Below are 15,724 nucleotides of genomic sequence, written 5' to 3' on the forward strand. Positions count from 1 at the left end.
ATTGCTAATTTGATTAAAGTTTACATGATTGCAGGACTTGTAGCAATCGATTCAATGCGATCGCAACGACGCTCGTATTAAAACCAGCACGAGAACTTGCCGAACTTACCAGGAAATGTATTGACAGACAACAAAAATAACCAAACCGCTCCACTGTCCTATACTCAAAATGCCTTTTTCTTGTTTATTACTAACTCATTTGTAAGTACAAAAATAGTAATTTATCAAATTATTAAAACTGAGATTTTTGTGTTTTAATTTCAATCTTCGCTCGTAATAATTTTAAATTTAATAGTAGAATTGGACAACATTGTTGGTATAAGCAGTTAAAAATTAACTATAACTTTTGATTATTCTCCTTTTAATTCGTCAATTTCTAATAAACTAACAATCAAGCCCGCAATGGGAACAGCCAGAAAAATTCCTAGCAATCCAGCAATTCTTGCTCCAACTAATAAAGCGAAAAATGTAGCTACAGGATTAACATCGACTGAATTTTGCATAACTCGTGGCGAGATTAAGTTATCTTGAATTTGCTGAAGGATAATTGATGCTGCTAAAACTTTGACAGCAAGCAAGACATCTTGAGTTAGCAGAAATAAAAATACACTACCGATTCCCAAAGTTGCTCCAATTCCTGGAACTGCATCAATAACTCCAATTACTAAGGACAAAACTAGGGGGTAAGGAACTCGGAGTAACACGAAAACCAAAAAACTAGAAGTTGACAAAAACAGCATTAAAAGTAATTGCCCTCGAAAAAAGCCCAAAAGCTTCTGTTCAACTGTATTAGCAAAGTGCCTGCGCGATCTTTCAGGTACAATTTTCAAGACAAAACGCCAAACATTTCTGCCATTTAGCAACATAAAAAGAGTAACAACTGCAATAAAAATTAGATTGACAAAATTAGCTAGAGAAGCTCCTAGAAAAACAATAAGATAATTAATGCCTAATAAAGCAAGGTTGCGGATTCGCTCGGCGATCGCATCCAAATCTAGTTGCAGATTGCGAGTTTGAAAAAAAGCTTCTATTTGTGCTACAAAAAAACCGATAGAGTTAGCAATTTCAAAAAATCTATCAATTAGTTGTTGACCTTGAGACAGTATTGCTAAACCAAGAGCGATCGCTAAAACAATAGTGATTAGAAGGCTTAACAAGAAAACTAAGATAACTGCAAATGTGCGGGGTAAAAAATGTTGCAACCAACGAACGGGATAATTTAATAAAGCAGCTAAAATTGCAGCGAATGTGAAAACTACAATTACTGTTTCAAAATAACTCAAAAGCTGTAGAGCAGCCCAACCAAAGGCAAATAATAGTAAACAGCGAACTATAAAGGAATTATTTAGTCGCCGTTGGAGATTGGTCATTATATCCTCGCCTGCTTGCTTAAATTTGGATAAATTGAAAAATTATGGTGAAGCGTCGATCTGTATTTACGAGCGATCGATTCTTCTTAAAGCTGGAGTTGATTTAGGGTTAAAGTTGCTACAACGCCCGTATTCATACAGATTTTGGCTAGGTTGGTTAGCAGTTAGCATAGCTGTTAATAAATTCCACGTATCCAAAGAAGGTGAATATGCGGTTTACTAGCGCCTACTTTACAAGAGCTTCGTGTTTAATTGTATATAGCTTCTATACCTACCTTTCTTGACAACTTCCGAGATAGCCTAAAGTAAAATTCCACCAACTGCTGATGCTAGGAGGTTATAAAATCACTTTTATCAGTAGATAAACAATGAAATCGCATAGCACTAAGATTGAGATGCGATCGCTATACCTTTTTATCTCGAATGTTACCTACTCACTTCAAGTAAAGCCAGAAAACTTTGTAGAGAGGTTTTTTAATAGAATTGTTGCATTACCTCAAAAATTATGCCTAATTGGATAGCAAAAAACCAGGGAAAATTTAGCTTCCGTCCATTTCTAAGTGTATTCTTGGTGACGAGCCTAACGATAGTAGTTGCTCGTATTGGGCTAACTCAGGATACTTCCCTTACGCCAGCTATAGCTCAAACTACAACTGCTTCTCCTCAAAGCACTAACCCTGACTCGATTCCCTCTGATGGGTTTTACTTCGCCGATATTCTTGTCAGAGGACAGCCCGTGTTTCAAGTTGGTAGTTTATCAAATTTGAGCGCTAGAAGTCGCGCTGCTATTATAAATCGGCGGATTGCTAGCGTTTTAGCACAGTCGGAATCTGGAGAAGCAGTCACCGTCGAACCCGACACTACAAGAGGCATAGCTCTTTTGCAAGTCAACAACCGGGTGTTGATGACTGTGACTGGGCAGGATGCCCAAGACTTTAACACGAGTGTAGAAGCTCTAGCTAGGCAGTGGGCGGATGCATTAAACTCTGCGTTTGAACAGCAACCGTTTGTCATTGATGTTGGGCAACGGCTCTGGAGTACGTTGCGCTCCTTTCAAAGAGACACTATTAGTAATCTACCTTCCTTGATAGGAGCGTTGTTAGCACTACTGCTAACTTGGTTGGTAGCAAGGAGTTTGCGCCGCCTCACTTTGGTAGGGACGCGACATTGGCAAGGGGATGACAACGCTAAAATTTTGGTAAGCCGCGTCGTATATGGTGGCGTGTGGGTGGTAGGGACTATTATTACCTTGGGAGTTTTAGGACTAGAGTTTACTACTTTATTGGGAACGCTAGGCTTGACGAGTGTGGTAATTGGATTTAGCCTGCGGGACGTTTTAAGCAATTACTTTTCTGGGGTTATTTTGCTTGCTTCTCGTCCATTCCGGCTGGGCGATCAAATTGTCATCAAAGAGTTTGAAGGCACAGTTAGACAAATTGAACTGCGAGCAACAACCCTTGTCACCTACGACGGACGTGTTGTTTATATTCCCAATCAAGAAGTTTTTAGTGCTGTTATTACTAATAATACTGTCTCTGGCAAGCGTCGTACTTCTGTGACAGTGGGCATTACTTATGACACAGATATTAACACTGCCAAAAAAATTATAATTGATACTGTCTTGAAAGTTACAGGAGTCGAACCAGAACCAAAGCCGATAACTTTAGTCCGCGAATTGGGTACAGGTACAGTTAATCTTGAAGTGCTATTTTGGGCTAATTCTCAACGGCTACCATTTATAGAAATGACTTCTGAAGTAACACAGGCAATCAAAGAATCATTGCAGCAAGCAGAAATTAAATTCATCGCTATACCGCAAATTAAAGTTATTCAACTTACTGACAATATTCATCGTACAGATAATAGCGATCGCCGTGAAACCAATATTGAGCAATCGAACTGAATCATCTATGTTTGAGGGACAGACATTTCAAGCATCATCCTTGCAATATATTGTTCGGGCAAGATTGAGAATAAAGCTTCCCCAGTGCATCAAGCCAAGCATTTTGAGTAGTGAACTGCCAAGGTGTTGAATAGCTCCAAGCATATAGGAGCGATCGCAATGACGACTTATGATCCTTGGACAACAGATGTCTCTCAAAGGGTGGATTTAGAATTATGGCTCAACAAGTAATTTTTTAACTATGACATTGTTAATGGAAACACTAAAGTTTTGTTGGCAAGGCTTGTTGCAAAGTTGAACTTATAAGCTAACTCAGTTCAAAGTACCGTCTCATTTTTATAAATCTTCGTTCGCTGCTCTCAGTTATCTATAGCTAATTTTTTAAGAAAAATGACCTCTACCCAAGACAAACACGCTATTGGTGTATTTTCCAGCCGCAATACAGCAGAACAGGCGCTCAAGGAACTCAAAGATACTGGTTTCCCCATGAATAAAATTTCTGTATTTACCAAAGACTCCGGTGAGGGTAAAGAACTTAGCAGCGAGAAATTAAGCCAGCTTACTCCTACTCACTCTGAAGGTATGAAATTTGGTGCAAAAGCAGGAGCCGCGACAGGCGGTTTACTTACTTTAGCAGGAGGCATAGCCGCATTGCTGATTCCTGGGATTGGGCTTGCACTAGCAGCCGAGTCGGTTTTAACCGTACTTTTAGGGAGTGCAACCGTTGCTGGAATTGGTGGTCTTATTGGCGCACTAGAAGGTTGGTATATTCCCGAAAAGCAAGCAGCACTATATAACGATCGAGTATCTCAGGGCGATTACTTAGTAGCATTAGAAGGTACAGAGGACGATATTCATCAGGCTGAGACGATTCTTAGTCGTTGGGGTATTCAGGAGTGGCGTGTTTTCACTTCGCCCACAACTTGAAGCCGTACTACTTATTAAAAGTTGATAAACTGTACTGCTAAAGCTTAATTTTATTAATAGTTAACGATTGTGAAGTTATATTCACTCTTTTTCACTACCATCGCTGCAATTGTACTTACATTTTGTACCTGACGGCTCAAGCGCAAACTGTTCTGAATTTAGTCCGATCGCAGTGCGATCGCGCAGCAGAAAATAGACTGACTGTCAACCGCGTAGAACTAGCAGCGATGATGAGCGAGGTAAGCGAGCGCAGTATTGAAGCTGGCGAACCTCTATTTGATGAGTGGGCGCAAGCCGCACGTATTCCAGACAGATTGCACGAGAATCTGCGGGTGATGTACGAAGACTACAATCTTCATGGTTTTCCAGGTGGGAATGCACTTGTGCTGCGAACCATTCTCGAACGATCGCCGCGATCGCTACAGCAGTACGTTCGGGAACTTGCCAGCCGCAAAGTAACTTGATGATGGCTGCTCAATTAGATAGCTCAAGTCTGCTACTTGCCAATCGAAAAATAGTTCTGCTGTTGAAAGTCAAGTTAAGTTTGGTCGAGCGCCAAAGAAACGCGATCGCCTCCTATATCGCGCATCTGACCTAATACTTGTATTACTTGCTCGTAAGCTAATTTTTTATCGGCTTTTAAAACTATTGCACCATTGGGATTTGTTTGTAAGTAAACTTGCATTTGTTGACTTAGCTGCGCGTCTGTAACTGGCTTGTCGGCGATCGCAAGTGTTCCTTCTCTTGTTAAGCCCACAATCAAAGGATCGGGCGTTTTAACATCATTTGCGCCAGCATTTGTACTTGGCAAATCGATATTTACCGAGCGCTGCTGCACTGTCAACGTCATAGAAATGATGATGAAGAAAGTTAAAATCGTCATCAACACGTCCATCATCGGTACTAAATTGATTTCTGGCATCTGCGACTTAGCAGTGCGGAATCTAGAATTTAAAGGCATATTGCTACTTCCCATCTTGCTTTAAAGATCGCTGAGACATACTTACCGCTTGACCAGTTAGTAGTAGGTACAAGCCCCCAAAGAAATTTGGGAAAATCAAGAAATTGATTATTTAAATCCCCTACTTTCAAGTATGAGGATTAACTGGCAACTGGTCACTGGTCACTGGTCACTGTTAACAGGTTCGTACCACACTTGGCGGTAAATAAGTTCTAGTTCGCTACCTACACTAGAAAAATAGTCCATTTGCTGCGACTGCAAACTCACAAAGATCCGAAAGAAAAATAAAGCAACAATCGCCACAATCATTCCCGCCGCCGTAGTTGTCAGCGCTTCGCCAATACCCGCCGCCGCTGTATTTACATCATTACTACTACCACCGCCGATTTTTAGGCTGCCGAAAGTAACTATTAAACCTGTCACCGTTCCTAACAGTCCCAATAAAGGAGCGATCGCAATTACTGTTTCCAGCAGCTTATCGCCTTTTCGCATTTGCACGAACTCTTTATCTGCGGCGGCTTCCATCGCTAAATGAAACGTTTCGGGACTAGGTTGATTGAGCTTGAGAGGTGCTAACAAAAACCTACCTATAGCCAAATTTTGCGCTTGCTTGGCGATCGCCGCGGCTTTAGTTAAATCTTGATTAGCAGCTTCTAGAACGTCATGCACAACGCGATCTTCTTGACTTGTTAGCTGAAACCAAAACCAACCTCGCTCAAAAGCACAAGCAAAAGTAGCGATCGATAATCCTAAGAGCGGATACATTACCGGACCGCCTGCTACAAATAGATCGTACACTCTAGACATAATTTAGAAAATATTAGCTATGCCCAATATCTAGCGCTGATAGCAGACACGAGCTATTTATTACGATAATTTAAAAGTGTGGATTTTTCTTGAAGCTGATTCCACCTGACAATAGAAAAAACACTTAATAGTTATAAATAATTCTAATATGGCAAGAGATTTACGGGGATTCATCAAACAGCTAGAAGCAAGAGGACAGCTAAAGCGAATTAACGCCTTAGTCGATCCAGACCTAGAAATTGCCGAAATTTCTAACCGGATGTTGCAAAAAGGCGGTCCAGGTTTGCTGTTTGAAAACGTTAAAGGTGCAGATTTTCCCATAGCAGTCAACTTGATGGGGACTGTAGAGCGAATTTGCTGGGCGATGAATATGCAGCAGCCAGAGGAACTAGAAGACTTAGGCAAAAAACTAGGAATGCTGCAACAACCCAAGCCACCCAAGAAAATTGGGCAAGCGGTAGAGTTTGGCAAAGTATTATTTGACGTAATCAAAGCTAAACCTGGGCGAGACTTTTTCCCTGCTTGTCAGCAAGTAGTAATTCAAGGCGACGATGTAGACTTAAATCGACTACCTTTAATTCGTCCTTATCCTGGCGATGCAGGTAAGATTATCACCTTGGGATTGGTAATTACCAAAGATTGCGAAACAGGTACGCCTAATGTTGGCGTATATCGCTTGCAATTGCAATCGCATAACACAATGACCGTTCATTGGCTCTCAGTGCGCGGTGGTGCTAGACATTTACGTAAAGCCGCAGAAAGAGGCAAAAAATTAGAAATTGCGATCGCATTAGGTGTAGATCCGTTAATTATCATGGCAGCAGCTACACCTATACCTGTAGACCTCTCTGAGTGGCTGTTTGCAGGGCTGTACGGCGGTTCTGGGGTGAATTTGGCAAAATGTAAGACTGTGGATTTGGAAGTGCCAGCGGACTCGGAATTTGTCTTAGAAGGGACGATTACGCCAGGGGAAGTTTTACCTGATGGTCCTTTTGGCGATCACATGGGTTATTACGGAGGCGTGGAAGATTCGCCTTTGATTCGCTTTCACTGTATGACGCATCGCCAAAACCCAATCTATTTGACGACATTTAGCGGTCGTCCGCCTAAAGAAGAAGCAATGATGGCGATCGCTCTTAACCGCATATATACTCCTATATTGCGCCAGCAAGTATCGGAAATTGTCGATTTCTTCTTGCCAATGGAAGCCCTTAGCTACAAAGCGGCGATTATTTCTATTGACAAAGCTTATCCTGGTCAAGCTAGACGCGCTGCTTTAGCATTTTGGAGTGCTTTGCCGCAATTTACTTATACTAAGTTTGTGATTGTGGTAGATAAAGACATTAATATCCGCGATCCGCGTCAGGTTGTGTGGGCGATAAGCTCCAAAGTAGACCCTACGCGCGATGTATTTATTCTCCCCAATACGCCGTTTGACACTCTAGATTTTGCTAGTGAAAAGATTGGCTTAGGCGGACGCATGGGAATCGATGCGACAACTAAAATCCCACCGGAAACCGAGCATGATTGGGGTGCAGTATTAGAATCTGACCCTGATGTTGCAGCAATGGTAGAAAGACGTTGGCAAGAGTATGGTTTGGCAGATTTGCAGTTAGGAGAAGTTGACCCCAACTTATTCGGCTACGATATGCACAAATAATAATGTTAACTGTTTGGAAATCTCTTAAATTAGCTTATGGCAAGTAAAACCACGAAAGATATCCGCGTTACTGCTACTTCAAGAATATGGTTGTGTGCTACGGCTATGCTGGCAATTTGCATTCCACTTGTTGCAGTTGCACATAGTGGTGGAGCAATTATTCCTTTAGTGGTGATTGCTGGTGCGGCTATTAGTACAGTCGGCGTTTGGGGTGGTTTTAGCGATCGCCTGATGAAATCTTCTTCAGCTAGGACTATTCAAGAAATGGAGCAGCGAATAGCAAATTTAGAAACGATTTGTAGCAGCCAAGAATTGGAACTGCATAGCAAGCTCAAACGTTTGGAGTCAAAAGAGCGTATTTAGTTTAGCTAGCTTTTATGCTTTATTAGGATACGCTTGCAACTTGCCATGAAAAAGCCTCAATCTGTCAAAACTTTAGAAGAACTAGGGCGCGTTCGATTATCTAAAAGCTTTTTCATGCGCGAATTCCTTTACTCGGAAATTTCTCAAATTGAGGGCGTTAAGAATATTCCTGACGACCCAGAACTTGCGATCGCATCTGGAACAAATCTTTGTGAGAATGTACTTGAACCAATTTCTGCTGCTTTAGGCAGAATCAGCATCCGTTCTGGTTATCGTTCTTGCCAAGTAAATGAAATAGGCGCAGAAAATAATAAATATAACTGTGCTAAAAATGAAGACAATTATGCCAAACATATCTGGGATGTCAAAGATGCAAACGGCTACATGGGGGCTACAGCCTGCATTATTGTTACTTCGTTTGTTCCTTATTACGAACGGACAGGAGATTGGACGGCTTTAGCTTGGTGGATTCACGACTTTATTCCTGCCTATGCTGATATGACCTTTTTTCCGAAATATGCTGCTTTTAATATTAGCTGGCATGAAAATCCTCATTATCCAAAATATATTTATAGCTATGTGAACAATCCTCATACTGGAAAACTTAAGGGTTATTTAACTAAACAAGGAATGAGTAACTTTGCTTCTTCACATCAAGAGTTTTATCAAGATTTCCTTGGCGAACTAAAGAATTAGCTATATAGAAGATCCAACTTCAAAAACGTCTGCAGCAGTACGTTAGCGCCCTCAGTACACTGCTGCGGAGAAGTGTATTCATCTTCAGAATGGCTTAATCCAGCAAAACTAGGGACAAAAATCATCCCCATATCAGTAAAACGTCCAATTTCTTGAGCATCGTGTCCGGCGCGACTAGGTAGGTAGCTGTAGCTTAATTCTAATTCTTGACAAACTTGAGCGATGCCAGATTGAATTTTTGGCTCTGCTAGCGTTGGTAATACGTGCAAAGCTTGAGTCATCGTAATTTCTGTTTGAGTTGCTGTAGCAATTTCGGCAAACTGCTGTTGCATCTGTGCAACTAAATTATCTAAATGAGTTTGCGATAAATCGCGCAAGTCTATTTTGAGTTCGACTTTGCCAGGAACAACGTTTACTGCATTGGGTGAAACGGCGAAATACCCCACTGTTGCTACTTGTTCGCCTGGGGTATTTCCTAGTTTATTTACAGCTAATACTATTTGAGATGCTGCAACTAGCGCATCTTTTCTCATGTTCATGGGGGTTGTTCCTGCATGATTCATTCTTCCAGTGACAGTGACGGCAAATCTATACTGTCCGACAATACCTTTAACGACACCAATGCGATCGCCTGTACTTTCTAACACGCCTCCTTGTTCGACGTGCAATTCTACAAAAGCCGCAATTTCTCCTACTCTACGTTTAGCTGTGGAGATTCTTACCCAATCGCCGCCAATTTGTTGCAAACAAGTCTCTATCGCCCTACCATCATTACGGCGATAATATTCTGGATTGGCGATGACGTTACCAGCCATCGCCTTGCAGCCAATTACACTGCATTCTTCATCTGTAAATACTATTACTTCAATCGGGTGGATTAGCCTTAGAGAGTTTTCGTGCAATACTCGCACTACTTCTATACCTGCTAATACTCCTAACACGCCGTCAAAATGACCAGCAACAGGCACAGTATCGATATGAGATCCGGTTGCTAATGCGCCTAAATCCTCTTGCAATCCGGCGTATGTACCGATAATATTTCCCGCTGCATCAATCCGGACAGTCATCCCAGCATCAATCATCCATGACTGCACCAGTTGACGTGCTAGCAAGTCTTCCGGCGTAAAAGCTACTCTACTTACGCCACCGTTGGCTAACTTGCCAATTTCCGCTAGTTGAGCAATACTGCGATTGAGGCGATCGCTGTTTACCAAATTTATCGATGTTGTTGCAGTCATACCGCGTTCAAACTACTTAAAAATCAATGTAAAATTTGCGACAAAAACTTTTTGGTTCGTTCTTCTTTAGGATTGTTAAAAAAGTTAGCTGGTGTTGTATCTTCTACCAACAGCCCATCTGCTAAAAAGATGACGCGATCGGCAACTTCACGGGCAAAACCAACTTCGTGAGTCACGCAAACCATTGTCATACCCGATCTAGCCAGACTTCGCATTACATCTAATACTTCCCGTACCATTTCTGGATCGAGTGCTGATGTGGGTTCGTCAAATAACATTACTTTTGGTTGCATAGCCAAAGCACGAGCGATCGCAACTCGCTGCTGTTGACCTCCTGACAACTGTCCTGGATACTTATTAGCTTGATGAGCAATACCAACTCGTTCTAATAGTTGCATTGACATATCTTCAGCTTTGGCTTTGGACATCCCGCGCAAATGAATCGGTGCTAGGGTGACATTTTTCAACACGGTGAGATGGGGAAACAAGTTAAATTGTTGAAACACCATTCCCACCTCTCGCCGCACCATTTCAATATTTTTTAGGTTGTGAGAAATGTGCATCCCGTCAATTTCAATGCTGCCTTTTTGATAGGGTTCTAGCCCGTTGAAGGTGCGGATAAATGTCGATTTTCCCGAACCAGAAGGTCCCATTAATACAACTACTTCGCCTTTATTAACTGTCAGGCTAACTCCCTTGAGTACGTGGAAGTTATTGCTGTACCACTTTTCTACATCTTTAGCAACAATGATAGACTCTGAGGCTGTTATAGTATTGCCTCTATCTGCTTTAGGTTGAGAATAAGTCATAATTTATGCTCCCGATTGAAAGTCAAAAGTTAAAAGTCAAAAAGTAGAAATAAAAATGAGGTATATAGTAGACTTCTTGCAAAAGTAGGCAACGCTCTGTAAATTGGCAATCCTATCCCCCTGTAGTCCCCCTTGTCTCTATAAATCTGTGTATTTACGGGGAGCTTCCTTTTAACTATTAAGAAATAGGCAAGTCAGTTATTGTTTCTCCAAACCATTTTTGGGAAAGTTGATTGAGTTTTCCCGATTCTCTTAAGTCAGCAACGATCGCATTTACCCGCTGCAATAAATCGTCATCACCGCGTCGCACGCCAATGTGACAGGGAGAGTTTTTCATCACGAACTTGTTATCAATCTGTTTTTCTGGATTGTCCCGCATCAACTTAGCTGCAACTACGTTACCAGTAGCTATGAGTTGAACTTGTCCTGATACCAGTGCTGAAGCTGTCAAACTATTGCTAGCAAATCGTTTTACTGGGAAAGTTCCAGCCGGAATTTTTGATAGTTCCAAGTCTTCCAGCGAACCTTGAGCAACTCCAACTGTGTGTCCTTTTAAGTCTGCTAGAGACGAAACTTTAATACCAGGTCCCCCATAGACACCTGAAAAGAACGGAGCATAAGGCGCGGAAAAGTCAATGATTTTGGCTCGTTCCTTATTTTTACCCAAGCTAGAAATTACCATTTCTACTCGATTTGTTTGCAAAAAAGGAATTCGGTAGTTACCAACTACAGGTACTAGCTCTAACTTGACTCCTAACCCTTTAGCAATTTCACCAGCAACATCAATGTCGTAACCGTGAAGTTGCATATTTGTCCCTACAGAACCAAACGGCGGAAAGTCATCAGGGACAGCGATTTTTACTTTTCCCTCACTCATAATTTGCTTTAATGTTGTGCCTGGATTTGGTACGCCAGGTAAGCTAATAGCAGGCGCAACAGCAGATGTCACCGCCAACGTTTTCACTGAGGAAGATTCGGGCGCAGAACAAGCAGCAATACTTACTGTCACCGCAAAACTTGCCACAAAAAGAGCCAAAGCTTTCAGTAGTTTTTGCGCTCTTCTAGAGATCCCTTTGTTCCAATCTCGACCTTTCCTCATACTTTCTTCTTTATAGCTAAATAATGCCCAACACAACTCATACTTTTAACTTTTGTATGTCATGCTTCCTTCTAATCTTTGGCTCAGGAGCGAAAGAGGATAACACAAGCAAAAATAAATTAATCCAGCAATAGAAAATACTAAAAGACTTCGCAAGGTTACATTATTAATCTGCGCTGCCGCCCGTGATAGTTCAGTAAAACCTATTACAGAAGCCAAAGAAGTTCCTTTAATTACTTGCACTGCGAAGCCCACAGTAGGCGCTATTGAAAGCTTAAGAGCTTGAGGCAAAATCACTAATCTCAGCTTTTTAAAATACCCAAAACCTAACGCCGAAGCTGCTTCCCATTGTCCTTGCGGGATAGCTGCAATCGAACCGCGCCAGATATCTGCTAAAAAAGCACTGGTAAAAGCTGTTAAAGCTAATGTTGCTGCTTGCAAGGGCGATAAATTTACTCCGAGCAAAATCGAAAGCCCAAAAAAGGCAAGGAATAATTGCAATAACAACGGCGTTCCTTCAAAAAATTCCACATACAGCCAGCTAATAGTTTTGAGCCAACCAATTGGGGAAATTCGCATCAACATGACTAAAAAGCCAATAATACCACCGCCAATAAAAGCGATCGCAGATAAGATCAGCGTCCATTTGGTTGCTATCAGTAAATTTGTAAAAATAATTGATACAGTAAATTCGTCCATTTTGACTATCTTCTATACTTGGCAAACTCAAAGTATTTTTTTTCAACAGCGTAAGCCAGTCCTTTGATTAACCAAACGATCGCCAAATAAATTAAAGCGATCGTAAAGTAAATTTCAAAGCTGCGAAAAGTCCGCGCATTTAAGTAGTCACCAGCAAATGTCAAATCTTCGGCAGCTATCTGGGATACAACGCTAGTAAATAGTACCGCCAGAATAATTTGCCCTACTAAAGCTGGATAAATATTTGCTAAAGCTGGAGTCAAGACAATATGACGGAAAACTGATATCGACTTAAATCCTAGTGCTAAACCTGCTTCAACTTGTCCTTTATGGATGCTTTCTACTCCTGCTCGCACGATTTCTGTAGAATAAGCCCCAAAGTTAACTGCCAAAGCCAAAGTAGCGGCTTGCTCTGCTGTTAGTTTTAGTCCCAAATTCGGCAAGCCAAAAAAGATAAAAAACAGTTGAATTAAAAACGGAGTATTCCTAATTGCTTCTACATAAGAAATTGCTAGCCAATTGAGCAAGCGGTTTCCAGAAGTTCTACATACAGCGCCAACAATACCGATAACTAAACCAAAAGCGATCGCAATTAGCGACAATCTAATAGTTACAAGCGCTCCATTAATGAATAAGCCAAGATTATCCCCAATAATAGAGAAGTCAAAAGAGTAACCCATACATCTGTTCAGGGCTAAATATAGTCTTGTAAGATTTGAATACTGTATACACTTTTCTCAAGCAAGATTGTGTAGCGCGATACAACATGGAGCCTAGTAGTTGAAACCGCTAGTCTCTACACAGACGTACTAAGCATATTTGGGGAACTCCAAACGCTCTATAAGTGCAGCGGCAAGCTGCCCATCGCTTAGGAATTCGTATGGATTTTGTTCAGCGACCGAGCGCATCTGATGCATTGCGATCGAAAAACGATCGCCAACAAAACTTCTAGATCGTCTTTTTGTTATTATATAGTACGATATCGTACTATAATAAATAAAAGCCCCAGCAAGAAGTATCGCTGGGATCGAACTCTTGCTGAGTGGCGATTGCTCTATGTGCCGTTAATCTTGCGTCCACACTTGTTTTTTAAAGGTCTGCGCTTGTTGTTTGGAGATCGGGTGATGTTTTGCCGTCACGGAGATTTTTGGGACTGTGGCGGCTTTAATGAGGCTTTGCCGATTTTAGAAAAAGCAGATTTGTGTTTAAATCTGGTACGCTGGGGAAAGATTCGCCAAGTGAATCGAATCGTTACTTCTAGCGATCGCCGCGTGGCACATTGGGGTACATTCAAAGCTACGGGTATATATCTTTAATATTGGTTTGTTGCGGGGTTTGGGCGTTTCGCCGACTTATTTAAAAAAGTTCTACGAAGATATCCGTTAATTCAAGCTTAAAAACGAACAAGTTAGAATAAATAGGCGCGAGTTCTTTTTCCGAGTGAGTTAAAAGCTTTGCGAACAAAAACTCTCAAACGCATACGGCTAATTATCAATCCGGTTTCTGGCGACGACGAGCCTAATTTGCTGAAATTGCCAGAAATTATTGCGGCGATGGAAGCTGAAGGAATTAGAGCCGATATTGCTTTTACAGACCCCAATAATTCCCCAGCTTTGATTGCCCTTAAAGCGATTGAGGAAAATTACGAATTAGTGGTAGTGGCGGGGGGAGATGGTACAGTAGGCGAAGTTGCTAAAGGGTTATTGCGATCCCCTGTGACTTTAGGAATTATCCCTGTTGGTACTTACAACAATATTGCGCGTAGTTTGAGCATTCCCACTGATATCGTGACAGCTTGTCAGGTAATCGCCAACGGTCAAATCAAAAGTATTGATGTGGGTCAAGCTAATAACGAACATTATTTCTTTGAAGCGGCGGGAGTTGGGTTAGATGCGGCGCTTTTTCCCATTGGCGAAGAAATTAAAGGCGGTCGATGGGGACAAATGCTGCAAGCGGTTCGACTCGCCCTAAATTACAAACCGCAACGGCTAAGAATGGAGTTCGACCGCCCCATAGCGGAAGCCCGCGTACCCCTTTTGAAACGGCGGTTTGTGCGGAAAAAGCCCCTTACTAGGCACGAATTGCGGCTTTCTGCTTTGCTCGTTGTAATTGCTAATGGATCGTATTACGGTACTGGTTTTACTGTTGCTCCCGATGCTGCGATCGATGATGGCTTGCTCACAATTAGTATTTTCCGCAACTTTAGCAAATGGCAATTAATGCGTCACTTTTGGTCAATTAGCAAAGGTCAGCGTCAATATAGCCCCAAAATTGAAACTTATCGAGTTGGTGAAGTAAAATTTACCTCTGATGCTAAAATTCCCGTGCATATTGACGGTCATCCGATTGGAGAATTACCCGTAACTCTCAAAGCCGTTAAGGATATGCTTAAAGTAATCGTGCCAAAAACTACTGTGATTTTACCTGTCGGTGAAACTTAGGGGTTTGAAGGTAGATAATCATTGCAGTTGCGATCTCTGACAGTTTAGATATAGAAGTATGAGTCATTTGTTTTAGTATATTGATATTAAAACTTACTTTAAAAATCTGTTAAATAAATTTTAGATAAAGTAGCCTTATATCAACTAATCCGTCTCTATAAAAGAATAATTTAATAGTCAATAACAGAAGTTTTCTATGTTTTGTTATTTTTAGTTTGGTCTATCCAAACTACAAGAAAAATTTGCCCTGAACCATTTTTGCACGCGAAAAGACAAGGTTCATCGTAATACTCATAAACCTCAATAATTTCAATATTTCCTAAAATATTCAATTGTAGAGAATTACTCATGGCAATGTCTCGTCTGGAATACTGATAATTTGAAAGATAGCCCAAGGGCTAGTATCTTTATATAGCCACCAAGTATGGTGAGATTTGCCCGTTCTTGTTGAAGGCGTATTTTGTATTAATCCCAAATCAGGAGTTAAATTACCCAGAGCAAGCTTCATGTTTTTGAAAGCAGGAATCCTTTTAGGCGCTCTACGCACATCATCTATCGACCTAAAAATAGACACTCCACATGCTTGACATTCTATCGCCCCTTTAAAATAAGATTTGTTAGGGCTTAGAGCTTGTTTCTAAATAAATATTGAGTTGAAGGTTTGTTGCTGAATGCTGGTACGAGGATAGAAATGTAGTTCTTGCGGATTGAGAAGATGCTTAAGTCTTATCCGAGCGACCTGACGGATGCT

General features: G+C 41.3%; 17 protein-coding genes and 1 pseudogene. 8 read left to right on the forward strand and 10 right to left on the reverse strand.

The window, feature by feature from the left end; all coding sequences use genetic code 11:
* Positions 1–350: 350 nt before the first annotated feature.
* Positions 351–1,370, reverse strand: coding sequence for an AI-2E family transporter (locus UH38_RS14920; protein WP_045055455.1), 1,020 nt, complete (start codon positions 1,368–1,370; stop codon positions 351–353).
* Between the two features lie 571 nt (positions 1,371–1,941).
* On the opposite strand from UH38_RS14920, the gene UH38_RS14925 reads away from it, so the two are divergent.
* From UH38_RS14925 to UH38_RS14935, 3 genes are all read left to right on the forward strand, one after another.
* Positions 1,942–3,273, forward strand: a complete 1,332-nt coding sequence (locus UH38_RS14925; RefSeq protein ID WP_235355269.1) for a mechanosensitive ion channel family protein — start codon at positions 1,942–1,944, stop codon at positions 3,271–3,273.
* Between the two features lie 390 nt (positions 3,274–3,663).
* Positions 3,664–4,200: a hypothetical protein gene (locus UH38_RS14930; RefSeq protein ID WP_045055457.1), complete on the forward strand. Its 537-nt coding sequence runs from the start codon at positions 3,664–3,666 to the stop codon at positions 4,198–4,200.
* 122 nt (positions 4,201–4,322) lie between these two features.
* Positions 4,323–4,664, forward strand: a complete 342-nt coding sequence (locus UH38_RS14935; protein ID WP_045055458.1) for a hypothetical protein — start codon at positions 4,323–4,325, stop codon at positions 4,662–4,664.
* A 74-nt stretch (positions 4,665–4,738) separates the two neighbouring features.
* Here the strand turns inward: UH38_RS14935 and UH38_RS14940 are convergent, their stop codons facing one another.
* Entirely contained in the window at positions 4,739–5,161 is a 423-nt protein-coding gene (locus UH38_RS14940; protein ID WP_045055483.1) for an ExbD/TolR family protein, read from the reverse strand.
* A gap of 162 nt (positions 5,162–5,323) precedes the next feature.
* Positions 5,324–5,968, reverse strand: coding sequence for a MotA/TolQ/ExbB proton channel family protein (locus UH38_RS14945; RefSeq protein ID WP_045055459.1), 645 nt, complete (start codon positions 5,966–5,968; stop codon positions 5,324–5,326).
* A 148-nt stretch (positions 5,969–6,116) separates the two neighbouring features.
* Between UH38_RS14945 and UH38_RS14950 the strand changes: the two genes are divergently transcribed.
* Genes UH38_RS14950 through UH38_RS14960 form a run of 3 tightly spaced genes read left to right on the forward strand, consistent with a single transcriptional unit; the run spans position 6,117 to position 8,687 of the window.
* Positions 6,117–7,628: a UbiD family decarboxylase gene (locus tag UH38_RS14950; RefSeq protein ID WP_045055460.1), complete on the forward strand. Its 1,512-nt coding sequence runs from the start codon at positions 6,117–6,119 to the stop codon at positions 7,626–7,628.
* Positions 7,629–7,664: 36 nt separating this feature from the next.
* Positions 7,665–7,991 carry a hypothetical protein gene (locus UH38_RS14955; protein ID WP_045055461.1) on the forward strand — a complete coding sequence of 109 codons (327 nt, stop codon included), beginning with the start codon at positions 7,665–7,667 and terminating at the stop codon, positions 7,989–7,991.
* A 45-nt stretch (positions 7,992–8,036) separates the two neighbouring features.
* Positions 8,037–8,687: a hypothetical protein gene (locus tag UH38_RS14960; protein ID WP_045055462.1), complete on the forward strand. Its 651-nt coding sequence runs from the start codon at positions 8,037–8,039 to the stop codon at positions 8,685–8,687.
* On the opposite strand, the gene UH38_RS14965 is transcribed toward UH38_RS14960, so the two are convergent.
* From UH38_RS14965 to UH38_RS14985, 5 genes are all read right to left on the reverse strand, one after another.
* The gene (locus UH38_RS14965) at positions 8,684–9,925 is read right to left on the reverse strand and encodes a Zn-dependent hydrolase (RefSeq protein WP_045055463.1); all 1,242 of its coding nucleotides are present in this window, start codon (positions 9,923–9,925) and stop codon (positions 8,684–8,686) included. The genes UH38_RS14960 and UH38_RS14965 overlap by 4 nt on opposite strands.
* Positions 9,926–9,948: 23 nt before the next feature.
* Complete coding sequence (locus UH38_RS14970) at positions 9,949–10,734, reverse strand: amino acid ABC transporter ATP-binding protein (protein WP_045055464.1); 786 nt, start codon at positions 10,732–10,734, stop codon at positions 9,949–9,951.
* Positions 10,735–10,912: 178 nt separating this feature from the next.
* Positions 10,913–11,833, reverse strand: a complete 921-nt coding sequence (locus UH38_RS14975) for a transporter substrate-binding domain-containing protein (RefSeq protein WP_235355271.1) — start codon at positions 11,831–11,833, stop codon at positions 10,913–10,915.
* A gap of 45 nt (positions 11,834–11,878) precedes the next feature.
* Positions 11,879–12,532 carry an amino acid ABC transporter permease gene (locus UH38_RS14980; RefSeq protein WP_045055465.1) on the reverse strand — a complete coding sequence of 218 codons (654 nt, stop codon included), beginning with the start codon at positions 12,530–12,532 and terminating at the stop codon, positions 11,879–11,881.
* 5 nt (positions 12,533–12,537) lie between these two features.
* A complete protein-coding gene (locus UH38_RS14985; protein ID WP_045055466.1) occupies positions 12,538–13,212 on the reverse strand; it encodes an amino acid ABC transporter permease in 675 nt (224 codons plus the stop codon).
* 375 nt (positions 13,213–13,587) lie between these two features.
* On the opposite strand from UH38_RS14985, the pseudogene UH38_RS14990 reads away from it, so the two are divergent.
* Together UH38_RS14990 and UH38_RS14995 are read left to right on the forward strand one after the other, a co-directional pair.
* Positions 13,588–13,918 (forward strand): annotated as a pseudogene (locus tag UH38_RS14990) (glycosyltransferase); the annotation flags it as partial.
* A gap of 68 nt (positions 13,919–13,986) precedes the next feature.
* Entirely contained in the window at positions 13,987–14,973 is a 987-nt protein-coding gene (locus UH38_RS14995; protein WP_052672397.1) for a diacylglycerol/lipid kinase family protein, read from the forward strand.
* 194 nt (positions 14,974–15,167) lie between these two features.
* Here the strand turns inward: UH38_RS14995 and UH38_RS28205 are convergent, their stop codons facing one another.
* Both UH38_RS28205 and UH38_RS26805 read right to left on the reverse strand, forming a co-directional pair.
* On the reverse strand, positions 15,168–15,323 hold the full coding sequence (locus UH38_RS28205) for a DUF6575 domain-containing protein (RefSeq protein WP_160295969.1): 156 nt from the start codon (positions 15,321–15,323) through the stop codon (positions 15,168–15,170).
* Positions 15,320–15,481 carry a hypothetical protein gene (locus UH38_RS26805; protein WP_160295970.1) on the reverse strand — a complete coding sequence of 54 codons (162 nt, stop codon included), beginning with the start codon at positions 15,479–15,481 and terminating at the stop codon, positions 15,320–15,322. The genes UH38_RS28205 and UH38_RS26805 overlap by 4 nt, the downstream gene beginning before the upstream one ends.
* Positions 15,482–15,724 lie beyond the last annotated feature (243 nt).

Origin of the sequence: Aliterella atlantica CENA595 (genome assembly GCF_000952155.1) — a bacterium.
Classification (GTDB): Bacteria; Cyanobacteriota; Cyanobacteriia; order Cyanobacteriales; family Chroococcidiopsidaceae; genus Aliterella; species Aliterella atlantica.

What these genes read in the sequence shown, in the direction of transcription:
- UH38_RS14955 (WP_045055461.1), top strand. Translation starts at nt 7,665, where the DNA reads ATGGCAAGTAAAACCACGAAAGATATCCGCGTTACTGCTACTTCAAGA.
- UH38_RS14985 (WP_045055466.1), bottom strand. Translation starts at nt 13,212, where the DNA reads ATGGGTTACTCTTTTGACTTCTCTATTATTGGGGATAATCTTGGCTTA.
- UH38_RS14960 (WP_045055462.1), top strand. Translation starts at nt 8,037, where the DNA reads ATGAAAAAGCCTCAATCTGTCAAAACTTTAGAAGAACTAGGGCGCGTT.
- UH38_RS14945 (WP_045055459.1), bottom strand. Translation starts at nt 5,968, where the DNA reads ATGTCTAGAGTGTACGATCTATTTGTAGCAGGCGGTCCGGTAATGTAT.
- UH38_RS14920 (WP_045055455.1), bottom strand. Translation starts at nt 1,370, where the DNA reads ATGACCAATCTCCAACGGCGACTAAATAATTCCTTTATAGTTCGCTGT.
- UH38_RS14975 (WP_235355271.1), bottom strand. Translation starts at nt 11,833, where the DNA reads ATGAGGAAAGGTCGAGATTGGAACAAAGGGATCTCTAGAAGAGCGCAA.
- UH38_RS14950 (WP_045055460.1), top strand. Translation starts at nt 6,117, where the DNA reads ATGGCAAGAGATTTACGGGGATTCATCAAACAGCTAGAAGCAAGAGGA.
- UH38_RS28205 (WP_160295969.1), bottom strand. Translation starts at nt 15,323, where the DNA reads ATGAGTAATTCTCTACAATTGAATATTTTAGGAAATATTGAAATTATT.
- UH38_RS14980 (WP_045055465.1), bottom strand. Translation starts at nt 12,532, where the DNA reads ATGGACGAATTTACTGTATCAATTATTTTTACAAATTTACTGATAGCA.
- UH38_RS14930 (WP_045055457.1), top strand. Translation starts at nt 3,664, where the DNA reads ATGACCTCTACCCAAGACAAACACGCTATTGGTGTATTTTCCAGCCGC.
- UH38_RS14940 (WP_045055483.1), bottom strand. Translation starts at nt 5,161, where the DNA reads ATGCCTTTAAATTCTAGATTCCGCACTGCTAAGTCGCAGATGCCAGAA.
- UH38_RS26805 (WP_160295970.1), bottom strand. Translation starts at nt 15,481, where the DNA reads ATGAAGCTTGCTCTGGGTAATTTAACTCCTGATTTGGGATTAATACAA.
- UH38_RS14965 (WP_045055463.1), bottom strand. Translation starts at nt 9,925, where the DNA reads ATGACTGCAACAACATCGATAAATTTGGTAAACAGCGATCGCCTCAAT.
- UH38_RS14970 (WP_045055464.1), bottom strand. Translation starts at nt 10,734, where the DNA reads ATGACTTATTCTCAACCTAAAGCAGATAGAGGCAATACTATAACAGCC.